Annotated in this window: 9 protein-coding genes; 6 read left to right on the top strand and 3 right to left on the bottom strand. The window is 73.3% G+C overall.

From position 1 onward, the window contains the following. The first annotated feature begins 296 nt into the window (after positions 1 to 296). From I5071_RS14585 to I5071_RS14575, 3 genes are read left to right on the top strand one after another with little or no spacing between them, the layout of a single operon-like run. The gene (locus I5071_RS14585) at positions 297 to 1,556 is read left to right on the top strand and encodes an NAD(P)/FAD-dependent oxidoreductase (RefSeq protein WP_236606061.1); all 1,260 of its coding nucleotides are present in this window, start codon (positions 297 to 299) and stop codon (positions 1,554 to 1,556) included. A 47-nt stretch (positions 1,557 to 1,603) separates the two neighbouring features. Next, positions 1,604 to 2,497: a DsbA family protein gene (locus I5071_RS14580; RefSeq protein WP_236606060.1), complete on the top strand. Its 894-nt coding sequence runs from the start codon at positions 1,604 to 1,606 to the stop codon at positions 2,495 to 2,497. Positions 2,498 to 2,529: 32 nt separating this feature from the next. Continuing rightward, positions 2,530 to 3,033, top strand: a complete 504-nt coding sequence (locus tag I5071_RS14575) for a TlpA family protein disulfide reductase (RefSeq protein WP_236606059.1) — start codon at positions 2,530 to 2,532, stop codon at positions 3,031 to 3,033. On the opposite strand, the gene I5071_RS14570 is transcribed toward I5071_RS14575, so the two are convergent. Further along, positions 3,034 to 4,980 carry a GAF domain-containing protein gene (locus tag I5071_RS14570; protein ID WP_236606058.1) on the bottom strand — a complete coding sequence of 649 codons (1,947 nt, stop codon included), beginning with the start codon at positions 4,978 to 4,980 and terminating at the stop codon, positions 3,034 to 3,036. Between the two features lie 131 nt (positions 4,981 to 5,111). On the opposite strand from I5071_RS14570, the gene I5071_RS14565 reads away from it, so the two are divergent. From I5071_RS14565 to uvrA, 3 genes are read left to right on the top strand one after another with little or no spacing between them, the layout of a single operon-like run. After that, on the top strand, positions 5,112 to 5,792 hold the full coding sequence (locus tag I5071_RS14565) for a winged helix-turn-helix transcriptional regulator (protein WP_236606057.1): 681 nt from the start codon (positions 5,112 to 5,114) through the stop codon (positions 5,790 to 5,792). Then, entirely contained in the window at positions 5,789 to 6,772 is a 984-nt protein-coding gene (locus tag I5071_RS14560) for a PdxA family dehydrogenase (RefSeq protein ID WP_236606056.1), read from the top strand. The genes I5071_RS14565 and I5071_RS14560 overlap by 4 nt, the downstream gene beginning before the upstream one ends. Continuing rightward, on the top strand, positions 6,769 to 9,564 hold the full coding sequence (gene uvrA, locus I5071_RS14555; protein WP_236606055.1) for an excinuclease ABC subunit UvrA: 2,796 nt from the start codon (positions 6,769 to 6,771) through the stop codon (positions 9,562 to 9,564). Before I5071_RS14560 ends, uvrA begins: the two co-directional genes overlap by 4 nt. Here the strand turns inward: uvrA and glp are convergent, their stop codons facing one another. Then, entirely contained in the window at positions 9,565 to 10,797 is a 1,233-nt protein-coding gene (gene glp / locus I5071_RS14550; protein WP_236606054.1) for a gephyrin-like molybdotransferase Glp, read from the bottom strand. It abuts the gene before it with no gap. 9 nt (positions 10,798 to 10,806) lie between these two features. After that, positions 10,807 to 12,741 carry a LysM peptidoglycan-binding domain-containing protein gene (locus I5071_RS14545; RefSeq protein WP_236606053.1) on the bottom strand — a complete coding sequence of 645 codons (1,935 nt, stop codon included), beginning with the start codon at positions 12,739 to 12,741 and terminating at the stop codon, positions 10,807 to 10,809. Between the last annotated feature and the right edge of the window lie 78 nt (positions 12,742 to 12,819).

Below are 12,819 nucleotides of genomic sequence, written 5' to 3'. Positions count from 1 at the left end.
CGAGCGATGCGCGGCCTACCGAAGGTTCGATCGTTTCCGCGGCTGGAACGATCGAGCCTCCTCAGCGCCACTCCGTTCCCGTTGCGCAACGGAAGCATCCTCCGAGAGTCGGATCGTTTCCCGCGGCGAAACGCGGGAGCCTCATTGGGCTCGATCGTTCCACCGGCGCAACGATTCGAACCCGCGGAGGGTCGCGAGCGCTCCGCGGGGTGCTCGACGAGCCCTGGAGGCCTCCTCCCGGAGCGCCCGCGCGATTTGACCGGGCCTGGAGCCCGCGGACATGTTCGGCCCCGCGAATGGGACGAGCGAAGCGCATCGCGATCCTCGGCGCCGGCCCCGGCGGGACGGCGACCGCCCTCGAGCTGATCGCGGCGGGCGTCGACCCCGACGATCTCGTGCTGATCGACAAGGCGCGCTTCCCGCGCCCGAAGCTCTGCGGCGGCGGCATCACGTTCCGCGGCACCGAGTGGATCGCGCGGGTGCTCGGGGCGCGGCCCGAGGGCGGTGGGACCACGAACGAGCTCGAGTTCCGCTGCGAGCTCGGCGCGTTCGCGGTGCGCGAGCGCGGACCGCAGTGGGTCTTCGATCGCGGCGAGCTCGATCTCGCGCTGCTCGAGGCGTGTCGCGCCCGCGGGGTCGAGGTGCGCGAGGAGACGCTGGTGAGCGCGCTGGAGCCCGCGACGTCGGGCTGGCGGGTGCGCACCGGGAGCACGACCGAGACGTTCGAGTGGGTCGTCGGTGCCGACGGCGCGAACGGGCTCTCGCGGCGCGCCAGTGGATTGCGCGGGGGGATCACCGGGCGGCTCGTCGAGGCGGTGTTCGAGCCGGTCTCGGCGGACACCAAGCCGGGCACGTTGATCTTCGACTTCGATCCGATCCTCGACGGCATCCCCGGCTACGCGTGGGTCTTCCCGTTCCCCGATCCCGCGCGGCGCGACGGGCTCTTCAAGATCGGCGTGATGGACGGGCGGGGCGTGGTCGCGGGCGACGTGCTGCGGCGCTGGACCGAGGACTACGCGACGCGCCTCGGATACCGCCTGGTGGACTCGAAGATCCACGGCTGGCCGGAGCGCTACTTCGACGCGGGCGTGCAGGGGCATCGCCCCGGGCTCGTGCTGGTCGGCGAGGCGCTGGGCATCGACGCGCTGCTCGGCGAGGGCATCGCGCCCTCGCTCGAGATCGCGAGCTACGCCGCCTCGCGCCTGCGCCGCGCGCTCGACGATCGCAGCGCGACGATCGCGGGCTACGAGACGGGCTTCCTCGCGAGCGCCGAGGGCCGGAACCTGTGGTTCCAGGCGCGCCTGGCGGATCGCCTCTACGGGCGGCACCCGCACCGCTGGCTGCGGGTGCTCTTCGGGATGCCGTACCTGCGCGCGCTCGCGGGCAGCGGGCGCGAGGCGTACGGAAGGCTCGCCCACCACGTGCCCGCGCTGTGCGCGCGTTACGCGCTCGAGATCGCGCGCCGAGGTGCGCCCAGCGCCGCGCCGATCCCGCGTGTGGCGCGACCTGCGGCGACGTCGCGCACCGCGTTCGCAGAATCGCGCGACGTGCAGTAGCATGCGCGCCGAAAATGCGAGGAAGGACCAGCATCCGAATCGCGCCGATGGGGCTCGTCTGTGCCCTGGCGCTCTTGTCGATCGGCGCGAGCTGCAGCGGCGCGCGGAACGGTGAGACGAGCGGCGAGGGCTCCGGCGAAGCACAGCCGCAGCAAGGCGGCTCGCGGGCGCCCAGCGGCCCGCGCGTCGAGCGGCTCGAAGCCGTCGATCTCGGAGACCTGACCGCGGCCGAGCGCCGCGTCTGGGTCGACCTCGTGAACGCGCTGCTCTCGCCCTGCGGCGAGCCGGTGAGCGTCGCGCGCTGCGCCGACGAAGGACGTGCCTGCCGCACCTGCGTGCCCGCCGCGCGGTACGTGTCGCGCTTGATCGCCGAGGGCTACGAGCGCTCGGAGATCGAGGAGCTCTACGAGCTGCGCTACGGCCGCGACACCGCGGTCGAGGTGCAGAGCGAGGGCTTCCCGATGCGCGGCGCGCCGATGGCGCCGGTGACGATCGTCGAGTTCAGCGACTTCGAGTGCCCGTACTGCGGTCGCGCCCATCCGCTGCTCGCGGAGCTGCTGCGCGACTTCGAGGGCCAGGTGAAGGTCGTGTTCCGCAACTACCCGCTGAGCGGTCATCCGCGCGCGATGCCCGCGGCACGCGCCGCGGTGGCCGCGGGTCAGCAGGGGAAGTTCTGGGAGATGGCGGACCTGCTCTTCGAGCACCAGCGTGCGCTCGAGGACGAGGATCTCGAGCGCTACGCGCAGCAGCTCGGGCTCGACATGGAGCGCTTCCACGCGGACCTGCACTCGCCCGAGACCCAGGCCGCGATCGAGCGTGACCGCGAGGAGGGCCGCCGCCTGAACGTCGAGGGCACGCCGACGTTCTTCGTGAACGGGCGTCGCTTCCGTGAGCCTCCGACGTCGCTGCCGGCGTACGTGCGCGAGGAGCTCGACCAGTGAATCGCGCGTCGATCGGGTCGTCGAAGCCCGCCATGACGCGTGTGGTCGCCGCGGGGATCGCGGTCTTCGCCCTCACGATCGCGGCGAGCGCGATGGCGCTCGATCCCGGTGCGCGCGCGCCCGAGCTGGGCCTGCGCGATCTGCAGGGCAACCAGGTGACGATCGCGAGCCTGCGCGGGCGCGTCGTGGTCGTCGACTTCTGGGCCTCGTGGTGCGAGCCGTGCGCCGACTCCATGCCGGTGTACCAGCGGCTCTACAACCAGTACCGCGAGCGCGGCCTGACGATCGTCGGGATCTCGCAGGACCAGCGCGTCGACAACGCGCGGCAGTTCGCGAGCCGTCACCACCTCTCGTTCCCGGTGCTGTTCGACGAGGGGCACGCGATCGCGAATCGCTACCGCCCGTCCCGCATGCCGACGTCGTACGTCATCGACCGCGGCGGCATCGTGCGGCACGTGCACGCCGGGTATCGCAGCGGCGACGGCGATCGGCTCGAGCGCGAGGTCGTCGCGCTGCTCGGCCAGCCGTCGCGCTGATCAGCGGCGAGGACGCTCGGAGAGCCGCGACTGGTGCAGGAACTCGCCGAGCTTCTCGGCGACGTATCCGAGCACGTTCGCGTCGCCCTTGCCGAACTGGGCCTGACCCTCGCGGTTGAGCAGCTGCACGACGGCCTGCAGGCGACCCTGGTGGAACACCGGGACGATCGCCATCGTGCGCGCGTCGAGCCCGGCGCGGCCGTCGATCGCGGCGTCGTAGCGAGCCTCGGCCGCGACCTGCTCGAAGAGGGTGGGACGGGCGTAGTCGTCGCCCGCCGCGCCGATGAGCCCCGCACCGAGCGGGACCGCCTCGCCCTTGCGCTCGTCGGCGCCCGGGCCGCGCAGCGCGACGAAGCGCAGCTCGTTGCTGTTGATGTCGTAGAGGCAGACGCTCGCGGCTTCGCTCGGGACGAGGTCCGCGAGCAGGTTCAGCACGAAGTCGGCGCCCTCGAGCGGCGTGCCGAGGAAGAAGAGATCCTGCAGCGCCTCGAACGCCTGGCTGAGGCGGTCGTCGGGCGCGGGGGTGGTGGTGCGGGGGCGCTCGACGCTGGGCACCGGAGCCGCAGGCGGGATCGCGGGCGTGCTCGGACGCGCGGTCGCGGTGGGCGGCTGCGAGGGCGGCGCGATCGGAGGCTGTGCGACCGGAGGCTGCGCGGGCTGCGCGACGGGAGCCGGCGCGACCGGAGGCTGCGACACGGGACGCGAGAGCGCGGCGGGCGGATGGGAGGGCGTGGCGGGCGCGGGGCGCTGCACCTCGGGCTCGCCGCGCCAGTCCTTCCACTGCAGGACGACGAGGGGCGGGCGCTGCGGCCGGCCCTCCCAGCGGTGGTCGAACACGGCGATGTTGACGAGCTTGCCCTTGGGGCGCTCCTCGAGCTCCTCGCGCAGCTGCGCGAACCGTCGACGCACGATCATCTCGGCGTCGTCGGCGGACGTGCCCGCATCGACGACGAACGTCCGCTCGCGATACGTCAGCGGGGTGTCGGTCGTGGGCTCGGCGTCGCGTGCGTAGAGCAGCTCGGCGCCGTCGGGCGGAGGCTGCGACGGGCGCGCCGGGGGCGGCGCCGAAGCGGGTCGCGCAGCGGGGGCGCTGGCGGCCTGGGGCGCGGCAGCCGGTTGCGGGGCCGCGGCAGGCTGGGGCGCTGCGGCGGCAGCCGGCGCGGGCTGCGGCGCGGCGGTCGGCTGCGCGGCGGTCGGCTGGGCGGGGGTCGGCTGAGGGGCGGCCGTCGGGGCCGGCTCTGCTGCTGCCGGAGCCGCGGCCTTCGCGGCGAGCTCTCCGGCGCCGGGGAGATAGGCGACGGTGTGCTTCGGCGCCTTCTTCTTGAGCGGCTCGGCCGTCGCGGCCGCGGTCGGCGGCGCCGCCGGCTTGGGCGGCTCTGCGGCAGGCGCGGGTGCGGCCGGCGGCGGCGCGGGTGCGGCAGGCGCGGGTGCGGCCGGCGCGATCGCGGGGGCGTACGCGACCGTCTGGTTCGGGCGGAACGGCGCCTCGGGCGCGCTCGCCGCCGCGGGAGGCGGCGCCGACGCGGGCTTGGGCGCGGTCGCCGATCGCGCCGCGGCGGGGGTGCTGGTCGCGGGTGCCGCCGCCGGCGTCGGCGCGGCGGAGCCTGCGATCGGGGAGGGCATGTACGCGATCGTCTGCTTGGACGCCTTCTTCGGCTTCGCGAGCTCGACCGGGGCCGGGGAGGGGGTCGCCGCGATCGGCGCGGGCGCGCCGTCCGCCACCGGAGCGAGCGCGTACTGACGACGGGAGACCGCGTCGAGGATCGTCACCTTGCCATCCGGTGCCACGGCACAGCTCGCGCCCGGCGGCACGCCGCCCTTCTCGCCGATCTGCCCGCGCGCCCGCGTCAGCGCGGTCATCCAATCGCCCGCTTCGACGACGACCTCGTGGAGCGACGCGGAGCTCCCGAGCCCCGTCACCACGAGCTTCCAACGTCGTTGCGTCAACCCGGCACCCCCTCGTGGGAGCCAGCATGTAACAACCGTGGCTCCAGCCGGTCAAGCCGCGTGGCTGTTCCGATTGCAAACTCGCGGGCCTGGCGGTAGATGACGCACTGCAGCGCGACCGAGGTGCGTTCATGTGGATTCTGGTCGTGGGCAGTCCCCAGCTCATCGAGCGGAGCGAGGGCGGCCTGTCGGTGCTCCGAGAGCTCGGATGCCGGGTCCGAGCGGCGGACCTCTGGGAACCACTGGAGCACGACGAGGTGCTCGGGAAGGATCCCCCGGCCGCCGTCCTCGTGGAGGTGCTGGATCAAGTCGAAGCCGGGCGCGCCGCGCTCGGCCGGCTGCGCGCCGCACCGCCGCTCGCCGAGGTGCCCATCCTCGCCGCGGTGACGGTGCCGGCGCTCCAGCGGCTCGACCCCAGCGACACGTTCGACGACATCGTCCTCGTGCCGTACCTGCCGGTCGAGCTCTACGTGCGCATCCGGCGCGCGGAGTGGCGCCGCAGTGAGTACTCCGACTCCGAGCGCCTCAAGCTCGGCCCGCTCGTCATCGACCGCGCGGCGCACGAGGTCCTGGTCGACGGGCGGCTCATCCAACTGACGCACCAGGAGTTCGCGCTGCTCGAGTTCCTCGCGCGCCACCGCGGCCGCGTGTTCTCGCGCCAGCAGCTGCTCGAGCGCGTGTGGGGCGTCGACTACTACGGCGGCTCGCGCACGGTCGACATCCACGTCCGCCGCCTCCGCATGAAGCTCGCGAGCGCCGCCAAGCCGATCGAGACCGTGCGCGGGGTCGGCTACAAGATGAAGGCCCCGTGACGCTCGCGTTCGCGACGGGCGATCCCGCGGGCGTCGGGCCGGCGGTCTCGGCCGTCGCAGCGCTCGAGGTCGCGCGCGAGGGCGAGGCGGTGCTGGTGTTCGGCGACGCGGCGCAGCTCGCGCCGCGTCTGCCGAGCGCGCGGGTGATGCCGCAGCCGATCGCGCTCGCGCCGGGCGAGATCGCGATCGTCGACACCGGCCGCGTCGACGCCGCCGTGATCGCGAGGCACGCGCCTTCGCCCGAGGTCGGGGCCGCGCAGCTCCGCGCGCTCGACGCCGCGACGCGCGCGGTGCGCGACGGGCACGCGCGCGCGCTCGTGACCGCGCCGACGAGCAAGGAGGCGGTCACGATGTCGGGCACGCCCTTCGTCGGTCAGACCGAGCACCTCGCGCGCGGCGCGGGGCTGCGCGACGACGAGGTCACGATGCTCTTCCTCGGGCCGCGGCTGCGCCTCGCGCTGGTGACCACGCACCTCGCGGTGCGCGACGTGCCGCGCGAGATCACGAAGGAGCGCGTCGAGCGTGCGACGGTGCACCTCGGCGAGGCGATGGCGCGGCTCGGGCGCGCGCACGGCGCGAAGGTCGCGGTGGCCGCGCTGAACCCGCACGCCGGCGAGAGCGGCATGTTCGGCGACGAAGAAGCGCGCGTGATCGCGCCCGCGGTCGACGCGGCGCGCGCGAGAGAGCCCTACGCCTCGGGGCGTCTCTCGTTGATCGGGATCGTCCCCGCCGAGACCGCGCTGCGTCGCGCCGCGGAAGGCGCCATCGACGGCGTCGTCGCGATGATGCACGACCAGGCGACCATCGCGTCGAAGCTGCTCGACTGGGGCGCCGCGGTGAACGTCACGTGGGGCCTTCCGTTCGTACGCGCGAGCGTCGATCACGGCGTCGCCTACGACGCGGCGTCGCGCGACGAGGCCGATGCCGCGGGCATGATCGCGGCGGCGCGCTGCGCGCGGGTGCTCGCGGGGAGCGCGTGAGCGAGAAGGACGCGATCGTCGTCCGCGGCGCGCGCATGCACAACCTGCGCGACGTCGACGTCGACGTGCCGCGCGGCGCGCTCACCGTCGTCACCGGGCCGAGCGGCTCGGGCAAGTCGTCGCTCGCGTTCGACACGATCTACGCAGAGGCGCAGCGTCGCTACGTCGAGTCGCTGCAGACCTACGCGCGACAGTTCCTCGAGCAGCTGCCGAAGCCCGACGTCGACGTGATCGAGGGGCTCTCGCCCGCGATCGCGGTGCGCCAGGAAGTGCCGGCGCGCAATCCGCGATCGACGGTCGGCACCGTCACCGAGATCCACGACTTCGTGCGCGTGCTCTACGCGCGCGTCGGTCAGCCGCACTGTCCGATCTGCGGTCGTCCGGTGAGCGCGTGGACGGTGCCCGAGATGGTCGATCGCACGCTGTCTCTGGGCGAAGGCGCGCGCGTCGTCGTGCAGGCGCCGATCGCGCGCGGGGTGATCGGCGATCTCGCGGGTGAGCTCGCGCGGCTGCGCAAGGACGGCTTCGTGCGCGTCGTGATCGACGGCGCGGTGCGCGATCTCGGCGAGACGATCACCCTCGATGCGAAGGTCGCGCACGACCTCGACGTGCAGGTCGATCGGCTCGTCGTGAAGGACGGAGTGCGGCAGCGCCTGTCCGACTCGATCGAGCTCGGATTGCGGCTCGGCGGCGGCATCGTGCGGGTGGTGCCGCAGGACGGCGAGCCGATGCTCTTCACCGAGCGCCACGCGTGCCCGGTGCACCTCGTGCTGCTGCCGCCGATCTCACCGCGCACGTTCTCGTGGAATTCACCGGAGGGCGCGTGCCCGACGTGCGGCGGGCTCGGCGAGCTCGAGCGCTTCGACGAGGCGCGCGTGGTGCCCGACGCGTCGAAGTCGATCGCGGAGGGCGCGATCGCGGCGTGGGGTGCGCCCCGCGAGAAGGCCTATCGAGATCGCGTCACCGCGCTGAAGAAGGCGGGGATCGACGTCGACGCGACGTGGAGCGAGCTCGCGCCCGAGATGCGCGACGCGGTGCTCAACGGGCTCGTCGCCTCGAAGAAGAAGATCGAGGGCGTGCTCGCGTCGCTCGAGCGACAGTGGATCGAGCTCGACGCACGGCGCGGCGAGGACGACGACGAAGCGCTCGAGGGGATCGCGGACGAGCTCTCGAAGTTCCGCGCGCGCGGGACGTGTCCGACGTGCGGCGGCGCCCGACTGCGTGCCGAGGCGCTCGGCGTCACGGTGGGCGGGCTCTCGATCCGCGCGCTCGAGGCGCTCTCGATCGACGATGCACGCGCGCACGTCGACGCGCTCGCGCTCGAGGGGCGACAGGCCGAGATCGCCGAGCCGCTCCTGCGCGAGGTGCGATCGCGGCTGCGCTTCCTCGCGGACGTCGGTGTCGGCTACCTGTCGCTCGATCGATCCGCGGGCACGCTCTCGAGCGGCGAGGCGCAGCGCATCCGGCTCGCGACGCGCATCGGGCACGCGCTCGTCGGCGTGCTCTACGTGCTCGACGAGCCTTCGATCGGCCTGCATCCGCGCGATACCGGGCGCTTGATCGAGACCATCCGCCGGCTCCGCGATCGCGGCAGCACGGTGCTCGTCGTGGAGCACGATCTCGACGTCGTGCGTGCCGCCGATCGTGTGATCGACATGGGCCCCGGCGCGGGCACCGAGGGCGGTCGTGTGATCGCGATCGGCACGCCCGACGAGATCGCGCGCGACGAGCGCTCGCTGACGGGTGCGTTCCTCTCGCGGAAGCGCCGTGTGGGCCGGGCGCGCAAGACGCCGCGGGCACCGCGCGGGTGGATCAACATCCGCGGCGCGACGCTGCACAACCTCGTGGGCGTCGACGCGCGGGTGCCCGTCGGCGTGCTCACCGCGGTCACCGGCGTGAGCGGCGCGGGCAAGTCCTCGCTCGTCGTGGGCACGCTGCTCGAGGCCGCGCGCCAGCTGATCAACGGTGCGCGCGGCGAGACGGTGCGCGCGACGGTCGAGGGGCTCGATGCGTTCGATCGTGTGATCGCGATCGACGATCGTCCGATCGGTCGCACGCCGCGCTCGAACCCCGCGACGTACTCGGGGATCTTCGGCCCGCTTCGCGAGCTCTTCGCGTCGCTGCCCGAGGCGCGCGCGCGCGGATGGGACGCCGGGCGATTCAGCTTCAACCAGAAGGGCGGTCGCTGCGAGACGTGCAAGGGCGAGGGCGTCGTCCGCATCGACATGCAGTTCCTCCCCGACGTGCTCGCGACGTGCGAGGTGTGCGGCGGGCGTCGCTACGATCGCGAGACGCTCGACGTGAAGTGGCGCGGGCTCTCGATCGCCGACGTGCTCGATCTGACGGTCAGCGAGGCGCGCGATCTGCTCGGCGCGGTGCCCGCGATCCGCGAGCGGCTCGACGCGATCGCGTCGGTGGGGCTCGGCTATCTCACGCTCGGTCAGAGCGCGACGACGCTCTCGGGCGGTGAAGCGCAGCGGCTCGCGCTCGCGCGCGAGCTCGCACGGCGCGCGACCGGACGCACGCTCTACGTGCTCGACGAGCCCACGACCGGGCTGCACCTCGCCGACGTCGACGTGCTGATCGGCGTGCTCGAGGATCTCGTCGAGCAGGGCAACACGGTCGTGCTGATCGAGCACGCGCTCGAGGTGGTCGCGGCGGCGGACTGGGTGATCGATCTCGGTCCCGAGGGAGGCCCGGGCGGCGGGCGCATCGTCGTCGCGGGCACGCCCGACGAGATCACGAAGGCGCCCGCGTCGCACACCGGACGATTGCTGCGCGAGCGCGCGTGATCACGCGAACGGGCTCGCGTCCGAGCCCTCGCGCAGCAGCATCGCGGGGACGCGCGCGCCCGGCTCGAACGTCCCGATCTCCGCGGGCAGGATCAGCAGCGCGTCGACGTTCGCGATCGACTGCGTCGATCCCGAGCCCTGCTTCCCGCCGATCGACGCGATCGCGCGACCGTCGCGCCACTCGAGGCGCGCTCGCGCGAGCTCGATGCGTCCCGTCGAGCGTCGATGCGCATGCCCGAGCTCGACCTCGATCACGCGCCGGAACGGGCGCGGATCGCCCATCATCCGGCGCAGCGCGGGCCGCACGAAGAGCTCGAACGTGACCCACGCGCTCACCGGATTGCCGGGCAGCCCGAACACCGGCGTCGTGCCCGCGAGGCCGAACGTGAGCGGCTTGCCGGGCTTCATCGCGACCTTCCAGAAGCGCGCCTCGACACCTGCCGCGGCGAGCGCGAGGTGCACGAGATCGTGATCGCCGACCGACACGCCGCCGCACACGACGAGCGCGTCGGCGAGGAGCCCTTCGCGCACGCGCGTGGTGAGCGCCTCGAGCTCGTCGGGGGCGCGCGGGATCCGGATCGCGACACCACCCGCCTCGCGCACCGCGGCAGCGATCGTGGGCCCGTTCGAGTCGAAGATCGTGCCCGCTCGCGCGGGCTCGCCGGGGTCGCGCAGCTCGTCGCCGTTCACCAGCACCGCGACCCGCGGCGCGCGGAGCACGTCGACGCTCGTCACGCCCTGGCTCGCGAGGAGCGCGATCTCGCCTGCGCCGACTCTGGCACCGAGTGCCAGAATTTCCGCGCCGACCGCGAGGTCCTCGCCGCGCGATCGAATGTGGGCGCCGCGCGGAGGCGCCCGACGGAAGCGCACGAGGCTGCCCTGCGCGTCGACGTCCTCCTGCATCACCACCGCGTCGGCCCCTTCGGGCACGGGAGCGCCGGTGAAGATGCGCATCGCGGTGCGCGGGGTGATCGGCGCGGGCCACTCGCCGCCGGCGCGTGACTCCCCGTTCGCCTCGAGTGTGCTCGGTGCGGCGTCGCTCGCGCCCGCGAGATCGACGGTGCGCACGGCCCAGCCGTCCATCGCGCTCGCGTCGAAGGGGGGCGCGTCGTGCCGCGCGAAGACGGGCGCAGCGAGAGCCCGACCGAGCGCGTCGTCGAGCGACACGCGCTCGGCGCCGAGCGTGGGGATCGAAGCGAGGATCGACTCGAGCGCGTCGGCGATGGAGAGCACGCGCGGAGTCTAGCCCGCGGGATCGGCCTCCGCGGACGCTTCGATGTCGGCCTCGGGCTCCTCGGCCTCTTCGGCCTCCGGCTCTTCGGTCTCGGCCTCTTCGCCCTCGACCTCGGTCTCGGCCTGCGCCACGACCGGCTCGCTCGAGATCTGATCGCGCAGCTCCGCGGGCACGCGCGCGGGCTCGCAGTACACGACGAGCTCCTGCCCGACGCGCAGCGTGGCCTCGCGCGCGATCTGGTTGATGCGCGCCATCGATCCCGTCGAGAGCCCGAAGCGCTCCGCGATCTCCGACAACGTGTCGCCCGTGCGCACGCGATAACGAAGCCGCACGCGCCCGTCCTGACGCACGTGGTGCTCGTAGAACTCCTCGCTCCCGATCACGATCGTGCGCACCTCTTCGGCGCTCATCACGATCGCGCGACCGAGATCGATCCGCGTCGGCACGAAGAGCTGGAGGAACATGCCCTCTTGCAGCGCGGCGCGCGGATCGATCGCGTTCCACTGCCGCACCTCGTCGAGCGTCACGCCGAAGAACCGCGCGATCTCGCGCAGCTCATCGCTGCGCTGCACGCGATAGAACACCCGACGTCGATCGGCGTACTCGAACGTGCCTGGCGGGATCGCGATCACCGGCGGGTCGCTCGCGCGCTCGCTCGCGCGCACCGTCGTCGCGGGCACGACGATCGCGAGCCCGACGCCGACGCGATCTTCCTCCGCGAGCTCGTTCATCTCGCGGAGCTCGCGCTCGGTCACGCCGTGGCGCCGCGCGATCGCCGCGAGATCCTCGCCGAAGCGCACCACGTGGCTGCGCTCGACGGGATCGCTCGGGCGGATGCGCGCCCACGCGCGCTCGAACGCGGTGCGCGCGCCCCCCGGGATGCGCACCGGCACGCGCTCGCTGCCGGGCGGACATCGATCCCGACGCAGCGCGGGATTCAGCCGATGCAGCTCCTCGACCGTCGTGCCCGCGGCGCGCGCGATCGGACCGAGCGACGTGCCGCCCGGCACCTCGACCACGTCGATCGCGATCGGATCCTCGCGGACGATGTCGCCGACCCCGAAGCGCTCGGGGTTCCGCCCGACGATCGCGCACGCCATCACCTTCGCGACGTAGAGCGAGGTCTCGAAGGGAAGGGCGGCCTCGAGGTGCGAGAGCTCCCAGTAGTCGTTGGTGTCGTACTTGCGGATCGATCGCAGCAGCGCGCCGTAGCCCATGTTGTACGCGGCGAACGCGAGCTCCCACGTGCCGAACCGACGCTGCAGCGCGCCGAGGTAGCGCGCGCCCGCGCCCGTCGACGCCGCGGGATCCATGCGCATGTCGACCCAGTGATCCTGGGTGAGCCCGTACTCCGCGCCGGTGCGCGACACGAACTGCCAGAGCCCGACCGCGCCGGCGCCCGAGCGCGCGCGCGGATCGAACCCGCTCTCGATCATCGCGACGTAGATCAGATCCTCCGGCAGCCCCTGCTCGCGCAGGGTCTGGCGGATCGTCGGCCCGAACCGATCGAGGCGACGCATCCAGCTCCGGATGAGCTGCTGTCCGCGCGCATCGTCGCGGAAGAACTCGAGGTAGCGGATCACGCGCTCGTCCCAGCGCACCGGGATGTCCGGCAGCGTGAGCCCCTCGAGCCACGAGAGATCGCGCGCGCGCCCGGTCGCGCCGGACTCGGTGCGCGCCATCGGCGCATCGCTCGTCAGCGCGTCGGGCACGCTCAGCCGCACCGGACGCGGCATCTGCGGCGTGATCTCCACGATCGCCTGATCGCGACCGAAGATCTCGAGCTCGGCGAGGCGCAGGGCCCTCAGCTCGGGCGACTCCTCGCCCTCGACGCCGGGGATCGCGTCCTCCGCTGGCTCCGCCTCCTGCGCTCGCGCGCGCCCCGACCAGCAAGGCGCGCCTGCGAGCGCGAGCAGGCACACGAGTCCCAGGGCCCGTCGCATCGCGGCGATGCTAGCGCGCCCCGTCCGGAGACGGCCAGAAAGTGCGCCACCGTGCGTTCGTGTGCGACGTGACGAGGG

Source organism: Sandaracinus amylolyticus (genome assembly GCF_021631985.1).
In the GTDB taxonomy this organism is placed as follows: Bacteria; Myxococcota_A; Polyangia; order Polyangiales; family Sandaracinaceae; genus Sandaracinus; species Sandaracinus amylolyticus_A.
The sequence above is the reverse complement of the archived record's forward strand: the minus strand, read 5'-3'. Positions and strand labels throughout refer to the sequence as shown.

Bases quoted from the DNA above. Each gene is read 5' to 3' on its own strand.
- I5071_RS14565 (WP_236606057.1), top strand. From the start codon at position 5,112: ATGTGGATTCTGGTCGTGGGCAGTCCCCAGCTCATCGAGCGGAGCGAG.
- I5071_RS14585 (WP_236606061.1), top strand. From the start codon at position 297: ATGGGACGAGCGAAGCGCATCGCGATCCTCGGCGCCGGCCCCGGCGGG.
- I5071_RS14575 (WP_236606059.1), top strand. From the start codon at position 2,530: ATGACGCGTGTGGTCGCCGCGGGGATCGCGGTCTTCGCCCTCACGATC.
- I5071_RS14545 (WP_236606053.1), bottom strand. From the start codon at position 12,741: ATGCGACGGGCCCTGGGACTCGTGTGCCTGCTCGCGCTCGCAGGCGCG.
- I5071_RS14580 (WP_236606060.1), top strand. From the start codon at position 1,604: ATGGGGCTCGTCTGTGCCCTGGCGCTCTTGTCGATCGGCGCGAGCTGC.